At 33.3% G+C, this 22,676-nt stretch carries 20 protein-coding genes; 11 read left to right on the top strand and 9 right to left on the bottom strand.

Going from position 1 to position 22,676, the window contains the following annotated elements:
- The first annotated feature begins 10 nt into the window (after positions 1-10).
- The 6 genes from GBH57_RS08870 (at position 11) to GBH57_RS08845 (ending at position 8,531) form a co-directional block, all read left to right on the top strand.
- The gene (locus GBH57_RS08870; protein ID WP_151674137.1) at positions 11-754 is read left to right on the top strand and encodes a CDP-alcohol phosphatidyltransferase family protein; all 744 of its coding nucleotides are present in this window, start codon (positions 11-13) and stop codon (positions 752-754) included.
- Between the two features lie 2 nt (positions 755-756).
- Positions 757-1,176, top strand: coding sequence for a PH domain-containing protein (locus tag GBH57_RS08865; RefSeq protein WP_151674136.1), 420 nt, complete (start codon positions 757-759; stop codon positions 1,174-1,176).
- A gap of 247 nt (positions 1,177-1,423) precedes the next feature.
- A complete protein-coding gene (locus tag GBH57_RS08860; RefSeq protein ID WP_151674135.1) occupies positions 1,424-2,470 on the top strand; it encodes an NAD(P)-dependent alcohol dehydrogenase in 1,047 nt (348 codons plus the stop codon).
- A 260-nt stretch (positions 2,471-2,730) separates the two neighbouring features.
- The gene (locus tag GBH57_RS08855; protein WP_151674134.1) at positions 2,731-5,499 is read left to right on the top strand and encodes a TonB-dependent receptor; all 2,769 of its coding nucleotides are present in this window, start codon (positions 2,731-2,733) and stop codon (positions 5,497-5,499) included.
- Between the two features lie 35 nt (positions 5,500-5,534).
- Positions 5,535-6,773 (top strand): DUF4249 domain-containing protein, encoded by a 1,239-nt coding sequence (locus GBH57_RS08850; RefSeq protein WP_151674133.1) that lies wholly within the window; start codon positions 5,535-5,537, stop codon positions 6,771-6,773.
- A 12-nt stretch (positions 6,774-6,785) separates the two neighbouring features.
- Entirely contained in the window at positions 6,786-8,531 is a 1,746-nt protein-coding gene (locus GBH57_RS08845) for a hypothetical protein (protein WP_151674132.1), read from the top strand.
- On the opposite strand, the gene lptB is transcribed toward GBH57_RS08845, so the two are convergent.
- The 3 genes from lptB to GBH57_RS08830 all read right to left on the bottom strand — a co-directional run bounded on the left by lptB (position 8,528) and on the right by GBH57_RS08830 (position 11,260).
- Entirely contained in the window at positions 8,528-9,274 is a 747-nt protein-coding gene (gene lptB / locus GBH57_RS08840; RefSeq protein ID WP_151674131.1) for an LPS export ABC transporter ATP-binding protein, read from the bottom strand. The two genes, GBH57_RS08845 and lptB, sit on opposite strands and share 4 nt — an antisense overlap.
- A 143-nt stretch (positions 9,275-9,417) precedes the next feature.
- Positions 9,418-10,272: a twin-arginine translocase subunit TatC gene (gene tatC, locus GBH57_RS08835; RefSeq protein WP_151674130.1), complete on the bottom strand. Its 855-nt coding sequence runs from the start codon at positions 10,270-10,272 to the stop codon at positions 9,418-9,420.
- A 22-nt stretch (positions 10,273-10,294) separates the two neighbouring features.
- A complete protein-coding gene (locus tag GBH57_RS08830) occupies positions 10,295-11,260 on the bottom strand; it encodes a KpsF/GutQ family sugar-phosphate isomerase (protein WP_151674129.1) in 966 nt (321 codons plus the stop codon).
- 193 nt (positions 11,261-11,453) lie between these two features.
- Here GBH57_RS08830 and recQ point away from each other — a divergent pair, with 193 nt between their 5' ends.
- Together recQ and GBH57_RS08820 are read left to right on the top strand one after the other, a co-directional pair.
- Complete coding sequence (gene recQ, locus GBH57_RS08825; RefSeq protein ID WP_151674128.1) at positions 11,454-13,646, top strand: DNA helicase RecQ; 2,193 nt, start codon at positions 11,454-11,456, stop codon at positions 13,644-13,646.
- A gap of 61 nt (positions 13,647-13,707) precedes the next feature.
- Complete coding sequence (locus GBH57_RS08820; RefSeq protein ID WP_151674127.1) at positions 13,708-14,643, top strand: peptidylprolyl isomerase; 936 nt, start codon at positions 13,708-13,710, stop codon at positions 14,641-14,643.
- A gap of 95 nt (positions 14,644-14,738) precedes the next feature.
- On the opposite strand, the gene GBH57_RS08815 is transcribed toward GBH57_RS08820, so the two are convergent.
- Complete coding sequence (locus GBH57_RS08815) at positions 14,739-15,296, bottom strand: thioredoxin family protein (RefSeq protein ID WP_151674126.1); 558 nt, start codon at positions 15,294-15,296, stop codon at positions 14,739-14,741.
- Positions 15,297-15,368: 72 nt separating this feature from the next.
- Here GBH57_RS08815 and GBH57_RS08810 point away from each other — a divergent pair, with 72 nt between their 5' ends.
- Positions 15,369-15,701: a tRNA-binding protein gene (locus GBH57_RS08810; protein WP_151674125.1), complete on the top strand. Its 333-nt coding sequence runs from the start codon at positions 15,369-15,371 to the stop codon at positions 15,699-15,701.
- On the opposite strand, the gene GBH57_RS08805 is transcribed toward GBH57_RS08810, so the two are convergent.
- Positions 15,702-16,865 (bottom strand): MFS transporter, encoded by a 1,164-nt coding sequence (locus tag GBH57_RS08805; protein ID WP_151674124.1) that lies wholly within the window; start codon positions 16,863-16,865, stop codon positions 15,702-15,704. It abuts the gene before it with no gap.
- 238 nt (positions 16,866-17,103) lie between these two features.
- Here GBH57_RS08805 and GBH57_RS16015 point away from each other — a divergent pair, with 238 nt between their 5' ends.
- Positions 17,104-17,280 carry a hypothetical protein gene (locus GBH57_RS16015; protein ID WP_161596084.1) on the top strand — a complete coding sequence of 59 codons (177 nt, stop codon included), beginning with the start codon at positions 17,104-17,106 and terminating at the stop codon, positions 17,278-17,280.
- A 10-nt stretch (positions 17,281-17,290) separates the two neighbouring features.
- On the opposite strand, the gene GBH57_RS08800 is transcribed toward GBH57_RS16015, so the two are convergent.
- Positions 17,291-17,578 carry a DUF1272 domain-containing protein gene (locus GBH57_RS08800; protein ID WP_151674123.1) on the bottom strand — a complete coding sequence of 96 codons (288 nt, stop codon included), beginning with the start codon at positions 17,576-17,578 and terminating at the stop codon, positions 17,291-17,293.
- Positions 17,579-17,624: 46 nt separating this feature from the next.
- Positions 17,625-18,515, bottom strand: coding sequence for a DUF5694 domain-containing protein (locus GBH57_RS08795; protein ID WP_235904678.1), 891 nt, complete (start codon positions 18,513-18,515; stop codon positions 17,625-17,627).
- Between the two features lie 139 nt (positions 18,516-18,654).
- Here GBH57_RS08795 and GBH57_RS08790 point away from each other — a divergent pair, with 139 nt between their 5' ends.
- A complete protein-coding gene (locus GBH57_RS08790) occupies positions 18,655-19,143 on the top strand; it encodes a DUF6265 family protein (protein ID WP_151674122.1) in 489 nt (162 codons plus the stop codon).
- Between the two features lie 62 nt (positions 19,144-19,205).
- Here GBH57_RS08790 and GBH57_RS08785 read toward each other — a convergent pair whose 3' ends face one another.
- Both GBH57_RS08785 and GBH57_RS08780 read right to left on the bottom strand, forming a co-directional pair.
- On the bottom strand, positions 19,206-20,825 hold the full coding sequence (locus GBH57_RS08785; protein ID WP_151674121.1) for a SulP family inorganic anion transporter: 1,620 nt from the start codon (positions 20,823-20,825) through the stop codon (positions 19,206-19,208).
- Between the two features lie 334 nt (positions 20,826-21,159).
- Entirely contained in the window at positions 21,160-22,674 is a 1,515-nt protein-coding gene (locus tag GBH57_RS08780; RefSeq protein WP_151674120.1) for a transporter, read from the bottom strand.
- Positions 22,675-22,676: the final 2 nt, after the last annotated feature.

The following is a 22,676-nucleotide window of genomic DNA, read 5'->3' as shown; positions in this document are numbered from 1 at the left end:
AACGTATTTTATGATAAAGCAGATTCCAAATTTAATCACCTCTCTTAACTTATTATGTGGGTGTGTGGCTATCATTTTTGCAGTATCGGGAGATTTAGTAGCAGCATCTTTTTTCGCTTTTACTGGTATATTCTTTGATTTCTTTGACGGTTTTGCAGCTCGTGCTTTAAATGCTCAAAGCCAAGTAGGGTTAGAATTAGATAGCCTTGCTGATGTTGTTACAAGTGGGGTTGTACCTGGAATAGTAATGCTCCAGTTATTAAGCGAATCGTTTACAGGTCACACAATGGATATTGCTAATGTAACTTCAGATCTTGGCTGGAATAACTCAATTGTGGGATATCTGCCATTTATTGGGTTGTTAATAACAGTAGCATCTGCATATAGATTAGCTAAGTTTAATGTAGACACACGACAGACATCTAGTTTTATAGGATTGCCAACGCCAGCAAATACCTTACTTATTTTAAGTTTTCCGCTTATTTTAACATTTCAGAATATAACATCAATTGAAGATGTAATTTTAAATCATTGGTTTTTAATTGGTATTACATTGCTAAGTTGTGTGTTGCTAAATGCTGAAATTCCGTTATTCGCTTTTAAATTTAAAACGTGGGGATTTAAAGAGAATGCTATAAAGTATATTTTTTTAATAGTAGCAATAGCGCTAATCGCACTACTTAAGTTTATCGCCATCCCAATAATACTATTACTTTACATTAGTATTTCATTAGTGGTTAAACCGAAATCATAATTATGAAGAAGTTTAAGTCTAAAGTAAACTACTTAATGCTTGTTGCGTTAGTTGTTTTTATAGGATTTTTATGTTTTCAAGGAATCGATTTTCAAAAATTAACTACATTACGGAAAGTCTATTTAATAGGAATGGTATTGTTGTTGAAATATATAATATATTCATTTTTAAATACTTATTATTTAGTTGATAGGGAGCATTTAACACTTGTAGTTAAGCCGTTTTATAAAAAAAATATCGCTATAAATTCTATTAAACGTATCGAGAGATCAAGTAGTTTAATGTCTGCTCCTGCACCTTCGTTTAAACGTTTAGAAATTTTCTACGGAAGCTTTAATAGTGAATTAGTGTCACCTAAAGATCAAAAAGCATTTGTAGAATTGCTTAAAAAATACAATCCAGAAATTACCGTAAAGCTTTAATGTTACAAGCTTTTTTCTTCATTGTTTCTTCGGAAATAATATTACTTCAATTAAGAACTTGACTATTAACTTTTTTAAAAGCTGAAATTTTAAATTCGTAAAATTTCCGAAGTAGTATTCACAAAACACTAACAGCTTGTGTTAATGTATATGTAAATGTTTGTTGATTGGGCTGCCTTGGCTGTACCTTTATATGAAACAAAGATTAACATTTATAAAAATATCCGGTTTAGACGGAAATAAAATTATGAGCGAAGTAAAAGCATATGCAGCACCTCAGCAAAGTGCAGATTTAGAACCAAAAACAATTGAAAGACGAGAAGTAACTGAAAATGATGTAGCTATTGATATCTTGTTCTGTGGAGTTTGTCATAGTGATATTCATCAAGTTCAGAATGATTGGGGTGGGAGTAGATATCCCGTAGTTCCAGGGCACGAAATTGTGGGGCGTGTTTCTAAAGTTGGAAAAAATGTTTCTAAATTTAAAGAAGGTGATTTAGTGGGAGTGGGTTGTATGGTTGATTCGTGCCAAACTTGCGATACGTGTAAAAAAGACTTAGAGCAGTTTTGTGAAAACGGTGCTACTATGACTTATAATAGTGAAGATAAACATTTAGGCGGACACACTTTTGGAGGTTATTCACAAAAAGTTGTGGTGGATAAAGAGTTTGTTTTAAGTGTACCTGAAAATTTAGATCCTGCAGCTGCAGCTCCATTATTGTGTGCTGGAATTACAACGTTTTCTCCATTGAATCATTGGGGTATTAAAAAAGGTGATAAAGTAGGAGTTATAGGTTTAGGAGGTTTAGGACACATGGGGATCAAGTTTTCTCACGCAATGGGTGCAGAGACTGTTATGATTACTACTTCTGAATCTAAAAAAGAAGATGCTAAAAGACTTGGCGCTGATGCTGTACTAATTTCAAAGGAGGACGATGCGATGAAAAAACATGCGGGTAGTTTTGATTTTTTGTTAAATACTATTCCTGTTGGTCACGATGTAAACCCTTACCTACAATTATTAAAAGTCGATGCAACTATGGTAATGGTGGGAGCAATTGAACCATTAGAGCCAATGCACGGTGGAAACTTAATTATGGGTAGAAAGCGTATAGCAGGATCATTGATAGGTGGTATTAAAGAAACACAAGAGATGTTAGATTTCTGTGGTGAGCATGACATTACTTGCGATATTGAAATGATAAAAATGGATGAGATTAATGAAGCTTTTAGTCGTGTTAAAAGTAATGATGTCAAATATAGATTTGTTATTGATATGGAGTCTTTGAAATAGACTAGCTTTAAAATAAACAGTAAAAATCCCCTCTAGAATTACTATTCTCGAGGGGATTTTCTAGTTGTTGATTATGTTGGTGTTTGTCATTAAGTTGTATTGTAATAGGCTATTTAATAAGCTTTTGTTTTGTTTTTTAATGTGTAATAGCAACTCGTAATTTATAAATACGAGTTTATTAGGCTTTTATGAGGGTGACTATTTAATGTACATTTATAGAAATAATAAAGTGATTAGATTAACTCTAGTATCAATTGTTTATGAAAAAATTTTTACTTGTATTGTTCGTTTTAGGTTCCTTGGTTGTAAAAGCTCAAGATATAAATAAGCGCGTATCATTTAATTTTAATGAAACATCATTATATGACGCGATTATTAAAATTGAAAACCAAACGGATTATCAATTTTACTTTATTGAAACTTGGTTGCAGGAATATAAAGTGACAGGTACTTATGATAATTTAAGTTTCCCAGAATTATTAGATGAGGTTTTCAACAACACATTGCTCAACTATTACATTACGCAAGATGGTAAGGTAATACTCACTAAATACAACCGCATTTATGATGAATTGCCAAACACTTTTTTTGAACCTGAAATTGTAACTAATACGATCACTCTAGCTCCTAAAGAAGAAAGTGAAGATCCGATTTTTTATAATAAAAATACAGCTCAAACTATAAGTGAAATACAGACAGTGCGAATTGGGAAAGAAAAAGAAAATGTAAAGCAAAATGCGTTTATACTCCAAGGTAAATTAGCAAATGCTAAAAATGGATACCCAGCAGCAAATGTTGCAATAACTATTGAAGGGAGAAGGTCTGGTACCGTTTCAAAAGAAGATGGTTCGTTCTCAATAAAATTAGCAAAGGGGCACAATCTCGTAAAATTTCAGTCATTAGAATTTCAGGATATTTCTAAAAGAGTAATTATTTATAACAATGGAACACTCAATGTAGATTTAATTGAAGCTCTAGAGGGCTTGGATGAAGTATTGCTTAGGGGTAATGTGAATAAGGCGGTAAAGGATGCTCCGGCCGGAGTTACTAAAATTGATGTTGAAAAGTCTAAAAATGTTCCCTTAGTACTTGGGGAGCGCGATATATTTAAAGTGGCTGCGAGTTTGCCAGGAATTGCAACGGCTGGTGAAGGTGCAAATGGGTTTAATGTTCGTGGTGGGAAAACGGATCAAAACTTAATATTACTTGATGATGGGGTTATCTATAATCCTGCTCATTTCTTCGGAATTTTCTCAGCAATCAATCCATTTTCTACAGAAGAAGTCACTATTTATAAAGGACATGTTCCTGCTGAATATGGAGGAAGGTTATCTTCGGTTTTTGATATACTTACTAAAGATGCTTCAGTGGATAAAATTAAAGGGGAAGCCTCCATAGGTTTAGTTACCAGTAATGCTGTTGTAGAAGTGCCTATTGTAAAAGAGAAATCTGGTTTGCTAATTGGAGGTCGTACAACGTATTCTGATCTTATTTTACAAAATTTAGATAACGAAGAACTAGAAAAAAGTAGCGCTTCATTTTATGATGTCATTGCTAAGTACAACCATAAAATCAATGATAAAAACAATCTAAAAGTAACGGCTTATTACAGTAAAGATAAGTTCAGTATTACATCCGATTCGCTTTTTGGATACAGTAACCGAATGGCTTCAATTAAATGGAGACACATATTTAATGATGAAAATACAGCTTCGGTATTATTGACCAATAGCCAGTATAAGTTTGATATCGAATTTGATGGGCAAACAAATAGAAATTTTGAATTGGGCTATACATTAAATGAAACTGCACTAAAATTGATTTTCAATAAAAAGTTTAATACTAAGCATTTATTTAAGTATGGTTTAGAGCTAAAACGTTATGACATAAGTCCAGGTTTTATTAGGCCTTTAGGCACCAACTCTCAAGTTGAATCAAGAACTATTGCAGATGAGCAGGCTTTAGAAGGAGCTTTATTTTTGTCAGATATTTTTAAAGTAACTAAGGACTTACAAATAGAAGCTGGCTTGCGTTATTCATTCTTTTCGGCAGTGGGAGAAGCATCACAAAATATATACGAAGATGGTATTCCTAAAAGTGATGATTCATTTATTGAAACCCGTACTTATGGCAGTGGAGAATCGATTAAAACATATGGGAATCCTGAGTTTAGAATAGCAGGACGATATTTATTCACACCTAGCTTTTCTGTAAAAGGTGGAGTAAATACTTCGGCTCAATACATTCATAGATTATCCTCAAATACAACAGCATCGCCTATTGATACTTGGAAACTATCTGACGCTAACATAAAGCCACAACGCGCTGTACAATACTCATTGGGCTTGTTTAAAAACTTAAATGAAAATATGTACGAGGTGAGCTTAGAGGGATACTACAAAAAGTCCAATGATATTTTAGATTATAAAGTAGGTGCACAGCTTTTGCTAAATGAAGCCTTAGAGCAAGAGGTTTTGCAAGGAGACGGAAAGGCGTATGGGGTTGAATTTCTATTAAAAAAAACCTACGGAAAATTTAATGGATGGATTGGGTACACTTATGCAAGATCGTTACTAAAATTAGACAGTGACTTTGCTGAAGAGCGCGTTAATAATGGGGAATACTTTTCCTCAAATTACGATAGACCTCACGACTTTAGTTTTGTTGGAAACTTTAAATTAACAGAGCGTTTTAGTTTCTCAAGTAACTTTGTGTATCAAACGGGAAGACCAGTAACCGTTGCAACGGGAAGCTTCATTATTAATGATGTGGAGGCTGTTACATTTAGTGATAGAAATGAATTCAGGATTCCGGATTATTACAGGTTAGATTTAGGCTTTAATGTAGAAGGGAACCATAAAAAGAATAAGTTAGCCCACAGTTTTTGGACAATCTCAGTGTATAATGTTTTAGGAAGAAACAATCCGTATTCCGTGTTTTTTGTAAATGAAGGTGGCGAAATTAAAGCAAAACAAACATCAATATTTACAGTGCCGGTACCTTCTATAAGTTATAATCTGAAATTTTAAAAAAATTCACAGTTCCTCTAAAAATAAATACTATTATGAGAGTTGAAAATATATTTAAGCAAGTAGTGTCATTTATTAAACCTTTTTGCGCGTTGTTTTTTAGTTTTATGTCATTGCTGTCTTGCACAAGTGATATTGAATTTGAAAATCAAACATTTGAAGATGTATTAGTAATCGATGCAACTATAACAAATGAATTTCAACGTCAGGAAGTGCGACTAACTCGTACCTATGCCTTTGGCGAGGAACCTAGTTTTGAAACAGATGCAATGGTGAAAGTATTGAGTAATGATGGTGATATTCTTTTTGAAGAAACAGAGCCAGGAATTTATCTGAGTATTTCAGCATTTAAAGCAGAACCAAATGTGGACTACCAGTTACTTGTTATTACTAAAAACAATAGATCGTATAGCTCAACAAATCAAAGCCTAACTACCGAAACCCAAATTGATAACATAAGAGTAGATAGAATTGTGAACGATGATAATGTAGATGGAGTTGCTTTTTTAGTAGATAGTTTTGACCCAACGAATACCGCTAAGTTTTATAAGTATGAATTTATAGAGACATTTAAAGTAATTGCTCCAATGTGGGTTGATGAGGATGCTATTGTGGTTTCAGATGTTTATCCTAATTGTGATGTAGGACTAGTGCCAAGATCTGAGGATCTAAAAGTATGTTATCGTACAGAAGTTTCAAACCAGTTTAATCTAGCGACTACAGCAACTTTAACAGAAGATAGAGTGGAAGGACATATGGCCCATTTTTTATCCAATAAAAATTACAAAATGTCGCATAGGTATAGTATGCTATTAAAACAATTTGTACTCTCAAGTGAAGGCTATGAATACTTAGAAAACCTGAATCGTTTTACTGCAGAAGGAAGTGCTTTTTCACAAGTTCAGACCGGTTTTTTAGTCGGAAATATTAAGAGCGATACAAATGTTAGTGAAAAAGTGATTGGTTATTTTGAAGTGGCATCGGTAGATTCTCAAAGAGTATTTTTCAATTATACCGATTTTTATCCTCCAACCCCTTTGCCTCCATATATTGAAGATTGCTTTATATCTGCTCCACCAATAAAGGTTGATTCACAAAGAGAAATTTGTAGTGGTTTAATTAATATTATCAATAATGGTGAACTTATATTTTTTAAAGAATATAATGGTGATCCTGTTTTTGTTGATCCTGGGCCGTATTATTTGGTACCCAGAGCCTGTGGTGATTGTACTGCTTTAGGAACAAATATAATTCCAGATTTCTGGATTGAATAAAATTAAAAAAAAATGAAAAAATATATCCTCTTTATTTTTGTTACTGTGGCTTTGTTTTCAGCAAAAGCACAAAAGCCTGTTGTGTATGATTATTCGCAAGAAGTAATGTATGCTCACTTAAATGCAACATTATTTTTTCCAGGAGAATATTTAAACTATAAATTATACTGTCTAGATAAAGAAAAGAATAAGCTAAGTAGCTTAAGTACTATTGCATATGTTGAGTTAATAGGAGCTTCAAAAGAGACCGTTTTTAAGCACCGAGTGCGTTTAGAAGATGGTAAGGGTTTTAGTGATTTTTTTATCCCTACAACACTGCCTTCAGGTAATTACAAAGTTGTAGCTTATACACAGTGGATGCAAAATACGGGAGTAGCTGATGTTTTTATAGCAGATGTTCAAGTGATAAACCCATATTTAAGTGAGAAATTAAAAACTACTAAAAGCACACCGTTAAAGTATACGCTTAATACAAAATTACATTTTCAAAATTCAAATAAAGAGCATAAAACATACGCTAAGATTGATGTTAAACTAGATAAAAATACGTTCGGGAAACGTGAAAAAGTGGCTGCTTTATTAGTCAATAATATAGCAGAATTGGGCTATGGTTCTTATTCGATATCTGTGAGAAAAGTAGATGAGATTCCTACTTTTGAAACGCCAAAGGCACAAATAATAAATAAGGAAAATTTCAGAAAAAATGGCTTGTTAACACCTAATGCCATGTTAGCTCCTGAGAGGGAGGGGTATTTTTTAAAAGGTAACATTTTAAATACATCTACAAAAATTCCTGCCTCAAATATAGATGTGGCTATTTCAATTCCTGGAGATGATTTTTATTTTTCTGTAGCTACAACGAAACTTGATGGGACATTTAGTTTTACAATAGATCCAGATTTTCCAGGCACCTCAGCCATTTTGCAAGTGCTTGATAAACAAAACTATTTGTATAGTATTTATGTACATGAAAATGAGGCTGTCGATTATTCTTCATTGGATTTTGATGATTTTGAAATAGCTTCTTCGTTAGAAAATTCAATTATAAATCGAAGTGTGTATAACCAAATTGAGAACGGGTATTATAGTGTAAAGCCAGATACATTGATAGCTGTAGCGCCATCAAATTCCTTTGTGCGTTATGAAAAAGGGGTTACCTATAATTTAGATCATTTTAAACGTTTTCCAACAATGACAGAGGTATTTACTGAAATCATGAAAATAGTTTATACGGCAAAAGGCAATGATGGAGCTAAGGTGGTTAAAGTGGTGGAACGAAAGTTTGCAAAACCAACCGATGATTTAGCGATGCTTTTTATTGATGGTGTTTTTATTCCAGATCATGCTGCCTTTTTAGCTTTTGATGCTTTAAAAGTCGATAAAATTAAATTTGTTAGAAACGGTTATGTTTTTGGTAAAACGGATTACCAAGGGGTAATTCTAGTAACCACTAAAAATAAGGATTACAAACCTAGTAATGGTCACTCGTTTTGCAAAGAAAATGAATTATTTCTTCCCAATACTCAGAAACAATACTTTCAACAAAGTTATGATGATGTTACTTCTGAAACGTTAAATAGAATACCAGATTATCGCCTGCAATTGCTTTGGCAACCAAATATGGAATTAAAATCTGTTGAGGAAAAGGTAGAGTTTTATACTTCAGATGTTGATGGAATCTATAAAATAGCCTTAGAAGGGTTTACTAGAAATGGTACACCTATTTCATCTGAAACGTATTTTACCGTTACTAATTAAGAGTCGAAATCTAATTTCTTTTTACGTAACTCAAAGTTTTGACCTAAATAGACTTTACGAACCATCTCGTCTGCTGCTAGCTCTTCGGGTTTACCGTGTTTAAGGATACTACCTTCAAACATTAAATAAGTGCGGTCTGTAATTGCTAGCGTTTCTTGTACGTTATGATCTGTAATAAGAATACCAATGTTTTTATTTTTCAACTGCGCAACAATACGTTGAATGTCTTCAACCGCAACAGGGTCAACCCCTGCAAAAGGTTCGTCAAGTAATATAAAATGTGGGTCAGTAGCTAATGCTCTGGCAATTTCGGTACGTCTACGTTCTCCACCGCTTAATAAATCACCTCTTGATTTACGAATATGGCCCAAACCAAATTCTTCAATAAGAGATTCCATTTTCATTAGCTGCTCTTTTTTAGAAAGTTTAGTAAGCTGTAAAACACTTAAAATATTGTCCTCAATACTCAGTTTTCTAAAAACAGATGCTTCTTGTGCTAAATACCCAATTCCGTGCTGTGCACGTTTATACATAGGGTAGGTAGTGATATCTTTTCCTTCTAGATAAATGGTTCCACCGTTTGGTTTAATAAGTCCAACAATCATATAAAAAGAAGTTGTTTTTCCAGCACCATTTGGTCCTAGTAATCCTACAATTTCTCCTTGGTTCACTTCAACGGTAATACCTTTTACCACTTTACGACCTTTATATTGCTTTATTAAATTTTCGGCTTTTAGTTTCATCTACAGTTTCCACAGAGCGGAAATCATTTTAAATTAATCTAGTTTCAATATTATAACGTTAAAAGTACCATTAAAATTTCCGAAGTGAAAATTAGCTCATATTTAATCAAAACAGTGCTAATCTCAATTTACTATCTGAAATTTTAGTTCCTTGCAGCTTTTTCAGCTTTTAATCTTTTACGTTCTTTTTTGAGTACTCTTCCTGAAATTACAATGCTTATCTCGTATAAAATTAATACTGGAACTGCTACAATTACTTGACTAGCAATATCTGGTGGCGTGATTATAGCCGAAAGAATTAGTACGATAACCAAAGCGAATTTTCGATATTTTTTGAGGAACTCAGGAGTAACAACACCTATTTTAGTTAAGAAATAAATAATAATAGGAAGTTCGAAAATGAGTCCGCTAGCTAAAACAGATGCTCTTACAAGTCCCGTATAACTACTTAAATCAAAGTCATTAAATACCTGTTCACTTACTTGATAGGTTCCTAAAAAGTTAATGGATAAAGGTGTTACAACGTAATAACCAAATAGTACTCCTGTGAAAAATAGTAGGGAGGCGATTATAATAAAACCTCGACTATTTCGTCGTTCGTTTACGTGCAGTCCAGGGCTAATAAAACGCCAAAATTCAAACAAAATATATGGGAAAGCGACAACAATACCAACAGTAATTGATGTCCATATGTGTGCAGAAAATTGTCCTGCCATCGTTCTACTTTGTATTCTGAAAGCTTCTTCTTTAAAGCAGAAGTTTTCTTCAAGGCCTATCAAGTTAGACAGTTTGCATAATAACTTATATGTAGGGAAATCTGGGTTTTTAGGTCCAAACAGTAACACATCAAATATGAAACTCTTTGCTAGAAAAGCAACGAATGCAATAATAACAACTGCAATGGTAGATCTAATTAAATGCCAACGCAACTCTTCAAGATGGTCTAAAAAAGACATCTCTTTTTCTACTTTGGGTGCTGTCCCTATTTTTTTTGTCATTATATTATTCTATAATAAGTTTCTATATAATCCCTTCCTTGGTTAAGTTATGGATATGAACCACACCAGCATAAATTCCATTACTATGTGCAAGTATTTGGGTAATACCATTAGTTTCCATCAGTTCCATAGCGGCTACTGCCATAGCGTCGTTGTCAATCATTTTAGGGTTTTTAGACATAATATCTTTAGCTACAAGGCCTTTAAATGTATCTGTTGTAGACATCATTCGCCTTAAATCGCCATCAGTAATAATCCCAACAATTTTGTCATGTTCAACAACGGCAGTTACTCCTAACATCTTTTTAGAGATTTCTATAATTACATCTTTAATGTCTGTATCTGGTGAAACTTGAGGTTTTTCGTTAGTTTCTGTTAGGTTGCTAACCCTTAAATATAGTTGTTTCCCTAGAGAACCTCCTGGATGGAATTTAGCGAAATCTTCGCTTGAAAATCCACGAAGATCTAAAAGGCTCATTGCAAGTGCATCACCAATAACTAGTTGTGCTGTTGTACTTGACGTAGGGGCAAGGTTGTTAGGACAAGCTTCATGAGAAACGTGAGCGTTTAAAACATAATCTGCTTGCGTACCTAAAAAACTTTCTTTATTTGAGGTGATTGCTATTAAGGTATTTCCAATTGCTTTAATCAATGGAACTAAAACTTTAATTTCTGGAGTATTTCCGCTTTTAGAAATACAAATAACGCTATCATTATCTTGAACTGTACCTAAGTCTCCGTGAATAGCATCTGCAGCATGCATGAAAATTGCTGGAGTTCCTGTAGAGTTTAATGTTGCTACTATTTTTGTTGCAATATTTGCACTTTTACCTATTCCAGTAATAATTACGCGTCCATTACTGTTATATATAGACTGAACTGCATTAGCAAATTCATTATCAACTAAAGGTATTAACGCTTCAATTGCTTGACTTTCAGTTTTAATGGTTTGTTTTGCGACTGCGATTATTTTTTTTGATATATCCACGAACGTTATTTTAGATAATTTGTTACTGAGTTTTATTTTAGTATATTTAATACTTTTATAAATAACTTAAAAGGGATGCATAACAAATACAGGCCTTTAAAGTTTCAGTAGAAAATTTAATACGCAAAATTACAATTGTTGAAGCAATATTAAGCTGCTAACAAATAAATAATAATAAAAAACAACCTAAACTGTGAGCGATACAGAATTATACGCTGCGCTGAAACATTTTTTTGGATTTTCTAAATTCAAAGGATTGCAAGAACAAGTCATAAAAAGCATTTTAGCTAAAGAAAATACATTTGTTATAATGCCCACCGGTGGTGGAAAGTCTCTTTGTTACCAACTCCCCGCGTTGATGCAAGAAGGAACCGCCATTGTAGTTTCTCCGCTAATTGCCTTGATGAAAAATCAAGTTGATGCATTACGTGCATTATCCTCAGAAACAGGAATTGCACATGTACTAAACTCTTCCCTTAATAAAACTGAAGTAAAACAAGTAAAAGAAGATATCTCCAATGGAGTAACAAAACTTTTATATGTTGCTCCAGAATCGTTAACAAAAGAAGAATATGTAGATTTTCTTCAGTCTGAAACAATTTCCTTCGTGGCTATTGATGAAGCGCACTGTATAAGTGAATGGGGACACGATTTTAGACCTGAATATCGAAACTTACGTGCAATTATAAAGCGAATAGGTGATAATATACCTGTTATAGGTCTTACCGCAACTGCAACACCAAAAGTTCAGGAGGATATACTTAAAAACTTAGGTATGAATGATGCTAATACTTTTAAAGCATCATTTAATCGTCCTAATCTTTATTATGAAATACGTCCCAAAACAAAAAATGTAGATAGTGATATCACACGTTTTGTAAAAGAATTTGAAGGCAAAAGTGGTATTATTTACTGCCTTAGTAGAAAACGAGTAGAGGAGCTAGCGCAAATTTTACAAGTTAACGGAATAAATGCAGTTCCTTATCACGCAGGACTTGATGCTAAAACCAGAGTAAAACATCAAGATATGTTTTTAATGGAAGATGCAGATGTTGTGGTTGCTACAATAGCCTTTGGTATGGGAATAGATAAGCCAGATGTAAGGTTTGTTGTTCATAATGATATTCCAAAAAGTATTGAGAGCTATTATCAAGAAACGGGTAGAGCAGGACGAGATGGAGGAGAGGGGCACTGTTTAGCATACTACAGTTACAAGGATATAGAGAAACTAGAGAAGTTTATGGGTGGAAAACCTGTTGCTGAACAAGAAATAGGACACGCACTTCTACAAGATGTGGTGGCTTTCGCCGAAACTTCAATGTCTCGAAGAAAGTACATATTACATTATTTTGGTGAAGAGTTTGATAACAAAACTGGCGAAGGTGGTGACATGGATGACAATATGCGTTATCCGAAAAAACAAGAAGAGGCTCAAACTCAGGCTGAAAAGCTACTAAAAGTAGTTAATGAAACTAACGAGCAATATAAAAGTAAAGAGGTTGTCAATGTAGTTGTAGGTAAAGCAAACGCAATGATCAAATCTCACCGTACAGATCAGCAACCGTTTTTTGGAATTGGTGCAAATCATGAAGACAACTATTGGATGGCACTTTTACGCCAACTTTTAGTAGCTGGTTTCTTGAAAAAAGATATTGAAACCTATGGTGTTATCAAGCTTACTAAGAGAGGAAGGGAATATTTGAAAAACCCAACATCTTTTATGATGACGGAAGATCACTCCTACAAAGCTGCAAATGACGATAATATTATAGCACCTCAAAAAGGAGGGGTCGTTGCAGACGAAAAACTATTTAAATTATTAAAAGCCGAACTAAAGAAAACGGCAGATAAATTAAATTTACCTCCATACGTAATTTTTCAAGAGCCTTCTATTGAAGATATGGCTTTAAAGTATCCTATTACTATTGAAGAACTCTCTAATGTTCATGGAGTAGGAGAAGGAAAAGCTAAAAAATACGGTAAAACTTTTATCGCTTTGATTCAACGTTATGTTGATGAAAACGATATAGAACGACCAGATGATTTTGTTGTAAAATCTACAGGTAGCAACAGTGCTAACAAATTGTATATTATACAAAATATTGATCGTAAATTACCTCTAACTGATATAGCAGATTCTAAAAACCTTGAGATGAAAGATCTTATTAAGGAGATGGAAGCTATTGTATACAGCGGCACAAAACTTAATATATCTTATTGGGTAGACGAAATGCTTGATGAAGACCAACAAGAAGAAATTCATGAATACTTTCTAGAAGCAGAAAGTGATGGTATAGATGAAGCAATGGAAGAATTTGATGGAGACTATGATACTGAGGAACTTCGATTATATCGACTTAAGTTTATAAGTGAATTAGGGAACTAATTTATTAACTATTCTAAAATCATAATTTAGTACCTTTGCATTTCAATTTTAAAACTGAAAAATGCAAGAAGGAATATACGCTAAAATCACTACAGAAAAAGGTGAAATTTTAGGACAACTAACGTACAAAAGAACTCCAGGTACAGTTGCTAATTTTGTAGCACTAGCTGAAGGTAACTTAGAGAACAAAGTAAAACCTCAAGGAACTCCTTACTATGATGGATTAATTTTTCACCGTGTAATTCCAGATTTTATGGTACAAGGTGGATGTCCACAAGGAACAGGAACTGGTGACCCAGGTTATAAGTTTGATGATGAGTTTCATCCAGAATTAAAGCACGATCGTCCAGGAATCTTTTCTATGGCAAACTCGGGACCAGCTTCAAATGGTAGTCAGTTTTTTATTACACATGTACCTACAGATTGGTTGGATAATAAGCACACTGTTTTTGGACACGTTGTTGAAGGACAGGATATTGTAGATAGTATTGCCCAAGGTGATACAATGCAGAAAGTAGAAATCATCCGTGTAGGTACAGATGCTGAAAACTTTAATGCAGTTGAAACTTTTAGAAGTTTTAATGGAGCAAAAGCTGAAAGAGAAGCTGCAGCTGCTAAAGCACAAGAAGAGGCTATGGCAGATTTAATTGCAGGATTTGATAAAACTGATAGCGGTTTATACCACAAGCTTATCCAAAAAGGTGACGGTGCTAAACCTGAATCTGGTAACACTGTAGCTGTACATTATAAAGGGATGCTACCTGACGGGACTGTTTTTGATTCTTCTTACAAGAGAGGAAACCCAATTGAATTTCCAGTAGGAATGGGACATGTTATCGCAGGATGGGATGAAGGTATTATGATGCTAAATAAAGGAGATAAAGCTCGTTTTGTAATTCCTAGTCATTTAGGATACGGTGCTCAAGGTGCCGGTGGAGTAATTCCTCCTAATGCTACTTTAGTATTTGATGTTGAATTAATGGACATTAAAAGTTAAAAACTTTCTGTCATTATATTATTATAAAAAAAACGCTCTTGTTTACAAGAGCGTTTTTTTTATAGTATTTTTTTGATGTGACTGTTGTTCATAAATTAAGATTTCCATTTAATATTGCAGCCCATACTTGGTTTTTGATCTGTATGTTGAGGGTTGTTACTTAATATTGCGTCCATTGCTTCACGTAAATCTCTTCCATTTACTGGGATCCCATTTCCAGGTCTAGAATTATCTAATTGTCCTCTATACACTAATTTGAGTTCGTCATCAAATAGATAAAAATCTGGAGTACAAGCTGCATGGTAGGCTTTTGCTACAGATTGAGTTTCATCATAAAGATAAGGGAAAGGATAGCCCTCATCTCGAGCATTCTTCCACATCAATTCGGGGGCGTCTTGTGGGTAATTAACAATATCATTACTACTAATAGCTACAAAGCCAAAACCTGTTACTCTGTAATCATTACACATTCTTACTAATTCTTGGTTTACATGTTTTACAAAAGGGCAATGATTACATATAAACATAACTACAGTACCTTTTTTACCGCGAACATCTTTTAAGCTAATACTGTTTTTTGTAACAGTGTCAATAAGTGTAAATGCTGGGGCAATAGTTCCTAGGGGTAACATGGTAGATGGAGTAAGTGACATAGATCTATTTTTATGAAATGCTAAGGTACAATATACGTCATAAAAAGGCTATCTTAGTTATAAAAATAGGTTATGGAATTGAATTGGAATGATTTTCAAAAAGTTGATATGCGTGTAGGGACTATCCTTGAAGTATTAGATTTTCCTGAAGCACGAAATCCTTCATATAAATTGAAAATTGACTTTGGTGTTGTATTAGGAATTAGAAAAACTTCTGCTCAAATAACAACGCTTTATAATAAAGAGGAATTAATTGGACGACAAATTATTGCTGTTGTCAACTTTCCAAAGAAGCAAATAGGACCGTTTATGAGCGAATGTTTAATTCTTGGAGCGGTTGAAGGTAAAGACGTAACTTTATTACACCCTGGACTTGAAGTAGAAAATGGTCTTAAAATAAGTTAATTACCTAAATTTTCGCATAGCTAAAAGTCCTATCAAAGGCCCAATCGCTAATGAAATTAATAGGTATTGGATGCTGAAAATTTCGGATAAATAAGATACCATTTGTATGCTAATTATTGTGATTGAGAATCCAATACAATTAACAATAGTTAATGCAGTTCCTTTAAGTTGTGGTGTTGTATTATTAGCTACGAGACTCGAAAATAAAGGAGAATCTGCAATTACACTCATTCCCCAAATCATTAAGAAAACAATAAAAACCAAAGGGGATTGCTGAAATATAAAAGGAGATATCAAACAACAAAACCCTGATATACTCAATGCTATAATTGCAATTTTTTTGCTTTCAAACTTTGTTGACAATGTACCTCCGATAATGCACCCCAAACTTCCGATAGCAATAATTGAAAAAGAGGTTAATGAAATATTAAAATTAGCAGCTTGATTTGTAGTGGCGTAGTATGTAATTAAAATAGGGACATAGGTCCAAAAAGTATACAATTCCCACATATGTCCAAAATAACCCAAAGCAGCTCTATTGAAATTTCTGTCTAAGAAAATAGTTTTTAACGCACCAAATTTAAATTGTTTCTGGGAAATACTATAAGGTCCTCTAGGAACAAACAAAACCATAATTGTTCCGCCAATAAGTGCAAGTGATGAGGTAGCAATAATTACTAAATGTGTTGACGAAAAAGATGGAATCGAATTGATAATATGTGGTAACGCTGTACCTAAAACTAGTGCGCCTACTAGTAAACTTAAAGATTTACCTAAACCTTTTTCATAATAGTCTGCTGCTATTTTCATTCCAATAGGATAAATTCCTGCCAGAAAAAAACCAGTTAAAAATCGTATTATTAGAATACTACTAATTGTGTTTTCAGGCCATAATAGTCCAAAATTACAAACTGCACCAAGTATTGAACAATAAAAGAATATTCTTGAAGGAGGATAACGATCTGCGAGTGTAAGTAGTGCGAAAATAAATGTACCAACTATGAAACCTAATTGCACAGCAATGGTACTATTAGCTAGTGCATTGTTAGCTAAAGTTAGTTGTTCAGTTAATTGGTCAAGAATAGCATTACCAGCAAACCATAATGAGGTACAGAAAAATTGAGCAATGATAATAATTGCTAAAACGTATTTCCTCGATTTCATATACAATGATAAACTTTTTCAATATTATAAAAATTCTTAATGCAATATTATTTACTATGATAAATGAACTAATACTATTAAATTTAAAATATCATTAATTAAAAAATCAAATTCAATTTGTAGGAATTTTCCTCAACCTATAAAGTTGTGAACTTGTCGAAAACACTAATGGTCTCAGATAATTAAGGATTTTCAGTGTTAATTTTTGTGCTTTAGAGTTTTATATTGCAGCATAATTATGAAGATAGAATTAACATTACTTTTTTATTTGTCAATTATTGTAATTGGTTTTGCAATAGCTGCTTTTATTTATACCGTAAGGCATAAAATTTTAGTAGCTAGGCTAGAGGGTAGAGATATTTCTAAAAACAACCTTTTGTATAAATTTGTTTCTCGTTTGTTTATAAAGGATTAATATGAACCATTTACCTTAATCGAGGAGGAATCGATCCAACTTCTTTTTTTAATTGATTAAAGCTTTCTTTTATAGGTTTATAAATAATGGCTTTGCTAGCTGGATTCTTAACTAATTCTTTTAAAGGTCGAATTGGTCTTTTTTGAAAACCGCCACTACAATTAGGACAAACGTTATTTAAAATTTCAGTGACACAAGTTTTACAAAAAGTACACTCATATGAGCATATAAAAGCTTCATTGCTTTCAGGAGGAAGCATTTTTTTACAATTCTCGCAAGAAGGTTTTAATTGAAGCATATTTTAAATATTGTCAAACGAAAATACATAAATTATCACCTATTTGTTATAAGCTATCAAATTCAATAAATTCATACTCTGGTGATGCTTCAAATAATTGTCTTAAAACAGCTGCATGGCCATTCCCCATGAGTACCATAATCCTTTCTTCGGGGTTATTTGTAATGTCTTGAATATTTCTGAAGATTCTTAAGTTTCGGTTATACCACCAGATTGACAAGAAATCTGCTCCGCCTTTTCCTTCAGTTTTGAACCAATTTGTCAAATAATGTCCATATCCATATTGGTGTGATTCCTCACTATTTATATATTTAAAATGTTTAAGTAGCTTTGTATTAACAGTTGATTTATCATTATAATTATACCACTTAGCATATAAGCTATCAAATTTATCTGTCAACTCCCAGTCTATATTTCCTATCATTTTATTGAGCGAGATAGAGTCTTTTTTGTACCATTCTTCGCTTAATGGATTGTCATCTACTGCGTAAAGACTATCTAGATGAAGTTCAGCTGCTATACGAATACCTATCTGCTGAGTTTCGTTTCTGCTCACTTTTAATGTACCTGCCTTATATTGTTGAAGTTGCTCAGTAATATTTCTATCAGTTCCAGCTTCAACGGCAATTTTAGTGGGTTTAAATTTCTTGATATACTCTACTAATTCAGTTAACTCAGATTTTTTAGGTTCTTTTAAAACATCTATTTTATCGCTGTCAGTTGTTTTGTGATCGTCAAGTCCAGGATAATTCATATGAAAAGTTCCTACAACAAGGACTTTAGTTTTTTCTGTTGGAAAAAAATCTGAAGCATTTTTAATTTGTATCTTCTCGTTTTCTTCTGAAATATTATTACTTACTACTTTTTTAGTTGTTTGATTGTTTTGGCAAGAGACAATAGTTAATGCTAATGCTGTAAGTATAAAGAAGGTTTTCATTTGGTTTAGGTTTTAAAATAAAGATAATGTTGGGATAAATTTGTTACACTAAATTATGAAATAATGAAAAAACGCTTAAAAATAAATTTAATTTGTTTGAGAGTATTTATCTTAGCTTGCTAATATTTCAACAGAAAAAATGAAGAAAGTTATTTTATCAATCTTAGTTTCAGTAGTGCTTTTAAGCTGCGGTCAAAAAGAGAAAAAAGAAGTTGTAGCTACTGTGGAAAACCCAATAGCAGACTTTGAATGGGTAGTAGGAGTGTGGACGAATATTAATGCTGAGACAGAATCTTACGAAACGTGGTTGCGTAATGGTGATACAGAATTAGTAGGGTCTAGTATTACTTTAAGAGGTAAGGATACCGTTTTTGCTGAGCGCATGAAAATCTATCCTGAAAATGGAACAGTAAAATTATACGTAGAAACGGTTGGGGCTAACCCAAATCCTGTTGTTTTTTCTTTGAAAGAAGATGCTGAACATCCATTTACTTTTGAGAATCCAAGAAATGAATTTCCATCACAAATAGTTTATACTCAACCAGAGCCTAATAAAATTAAGGCGTGGGTTGCAGGGTTTATTGATAGTATTCCTCAAAAGCAAGAATTTTACTTTGTGAGAGACTAGTAGTCACAAGATACATTTAGGGCGTATTAATATAGATGTTTCTATAATAATACGCCCTTTATTTATACTTCAGAATCCATCATATCTGTCACAACATGGTAACGAGGATCATCAATAGCATCTTGAATTATGGTGTTAAAATCTGGATCCCATTTTAATAACATTGCTTTACAGTCTGGACTTAAATGTGTTAATGTTACATTTTTACCTGCATCTTTATATTTGTTTGCAATATTACGTAATGCTTCTACTCCAGAATGGTCACCAACTTTAGATTCGATAAAATCAATTTCAACATTTTCAGGATCAGTTGAAACATCAAATTTACTATTGAAACCAGTTGTTGATCCAAAAAACAATGGTCCCCATATTTCGTAGACTTTAGTTCCGTCTTCTTTTATTCGCTTACGAGCTCTAATCATTGTAGCGCTTTTCCAAGCAAATGATAGTGCACTCATTATTACACCTGCAATAACTGCGATAGCAAGATCCTGCCATACAGTAATAGCAGAAACAGCAATTAATACAATTGCATCCGTAAGTGGTATTTTATTTAATATTCGGAAACTACTCCAAGCGAATGTTCCAATTACAACCATAAACATTACACCTACTAAAGCGGCAATAGGAATTTGTTCAATTAATGGAGCTCCAAAAAGTACAAAACATAATAAAGCTATTGCAGCAACAGCTCCAGATAGTCTTCCACGTCCACCAGAGTTTATGTTTATAATTGATTGTCCAATCATAGCACAACCACCCATTCCTCCAAAGAGACCGTTCAAAATATTAGCACCGCCTTGAGCTACGCATTCCCGATTTCCGCTTCCACGTGTCTCAGTCATTTCGTCAATAAGGTTAAGTGTCATTAATGATTCAATAAGCCCAACAGCGGCTAAGATTATAGCAGTTGACAGTATTAGACTCCAGTTATCACCAATAGTATAGAAAAGTGTAAATATTTGATCTTGAAACGTTGGTAGGCCACCTTGTAATCCTTCGCCACCACCATCTTGTATGAATGAGCCAACAGTTGAAACGTCTATTTTTCCAAAAATTACAATAGCTGCAACTACAACAATGGCAGCTAATGCAGCTGGTACTTTTTTTGTAATTTTAGGTAAACCGAACATAATACCCATTGTCAGTGCAATAAGTCCAAGCATCATCCATAATGATGAACCAGACATCCATACCATTTCATCACCTACTTTTTCTTTAAAAAGGCCTAATTGTGATAAGAAAATTACAATAGCTAAACCATTTACAAACCCCATCATCACTGGGTGTGGTATTAATCTAACAAATTTTCCTAACCGTAGAACTCCTGCAAGAATTTGTATTCCACCTACAAATAATAGCGTAATGAAAAGCCATTGTAAACCTAAATTGTCAATTGGCGTGGTAAGCGCATCTCCAACTTCATTACCTTTTTGTATTAAGTGAACCATAACCACTGCCATTGCACCAGTTGCACCACTAATCATCCCTGGGCGACCTCCAAAAAGTGCTGTTACAATCCCCATCATAAATGCTCCATACAATCCAACCAATGGATCTATTCCAGCAACAAAAGCAAAAGCAACTGCCTCCGGAACTAGTGCTAAAGCAACAGTTAATCCAGAAAGAATATCGTTTTTAGGATTCTGGGTAAAATTTTTAATAGTTTTTTGTAATAACATATAAGTGCATTTTTTTGAAGCCGCAAAGATAGGTTATTTCATAAAGGTCAAGCGATTGAGTAGCAGAAATATTAATGATGAGATTTTCTGCTAAAAATTAAACTTTAAGTCTAAAATTTATAAATTGGCATTGTACTTGTATAATAATATTTATAAGATGAAACATAAAGTAAACGTCCCAAATGTCACTAAAAAGAAACATCTTAATTCAAAAGCCTTTTTCTGCTAAGTAAAGGGCTTTTTTTTATACTTTATTTTTAATAATTAAAATGGCTTAAAAAAAAAAGGGATTGCTAAATGAGCAACCCCTTTTTTTAGTTTATGTGTTTAGTATTTAGAAGTTTGTACTAAATGTAAAGCCTACATTGTTAAAAATTTGTTCGTTTGTAAAATTATCAGCAAAACCAATTGCAGATTCAATAGAGTCACGTTGTGCTCTAGCATATGAAACGTCAAAATTGTATCGTCCAAAATTATATCCTAATCCTAATGAGAAGCCAGTTAAGTCTCCTGCTGTAGTTTCGTCTTGATAAGGGCTTTCTTCATAGCGACCACCAGCTCTAAAGCTAAAATTATTGAGTCTGTATTCTCCACCAACTTTAATTGAAGAAGCTCCTTTTAAAGTATTTTCAATAATAGAATTTTGAAAATCAAAAATTGCTTCATCGAAATCTGAATCAAACTTTACGTTAGCATAATCTTTATACGAATAATCAACACTAATTAGTCCTGACTTCCCAAAAATGTATGCAGCACTTCCTGTAATTTTACCAGGTGTTTTAAGGTAATAGTCTGAAAATACATTTATTGATTGTGGGTTGACAAAAGTGTTTAATATCTGATCTCCTTCTCTTCTAGTTGTCTCTAAAGCTTGACTTGTTTCTTCTGAAATGTCATACCAAGTAGGTGTGTCAAGTGATAATCCAACTCGTATATTATCAAACTTCGCAATTCCACCTATTTGAGCTGAAAATCCATTACCATATACTGCGAGGTTGTTTTCAAATCCAATACTAGTTATTGAGCTTCCGGCTAGATTATTTGATTCAAAATTGTATGTACGCTCTCTGTAGTCAATTGAGTGTGAGTTTAGGTTAACACCAATGTAATAGTCGTTTTCTATTTGCGTACCTACATTTACTGTAAATTTTGAATTAGCTCCTTCGGTTAGTTTCGTGTAAAGCTGGTTTACATCTCCAGCGACTACGTTAGAAAGATATGTAGTATTATTTAAATTATCTGGATTGGTTGGGTCTATAATAAAACCTTGGTATCCGAGCAGTGCATTTTGAGCAGCTGTTCCTTCAGTTTGTCCTAAATAGCGATAAAGACTACCTATTGTTTCCCCATTTTGCAATTGTAGTAAATCGAGTGGTATACCTTCAGCTTGAGCTGCAAAAAAATTTGCTAGTGATGTGTTACTTGTACCTCTAGCAGTTATTTGATTGCTGAAATTTCGGTTTACATCATAATTAAGTCCAATTGTTACTTTGTTAAAAGCGCTATCTTCTTGTTGTATATCGATAACAAATACTCCGCCTAGTTGATTTAAATCGACATCAGTATCAATTCTTTTTTGTTGGCTTGAGTTGAAAGTTGTTTCATTAACAATATCGTTAATTGAAAATGAAACGCTGGCAGCTGAGTTTAGAAATACTGCACTACCTGCAGGGTTAATTCTCATAGCGGAAAAGTCTCCACCTAAAGCTCCAAATGCTCCGCTCATACCTTGATATCGTGCTGTACCGTTTGAGTCTTCTACGGAATACCTTAAAGCATCTGTAATATTTTGTGCTGAAAGTAGTGTGCTACTTAGTGCTACTACAAATAATAATAGTGTCTTTTTCATAA

The sequence above is a fragment of the Patiriisocius marinus genome, assembly GCF_008974325.1.
In the GTDB taxonomy this organism is placed as follows: Bacteria; Bacteroidota; Bacteroidia; order Flavobacteriales; family Flavobacteriaceae; genus Patiriisocius; species Patiriisocius marinus.
This window is presented reverse-complemented; position numbering and strand designations above follow the sequence as displayed.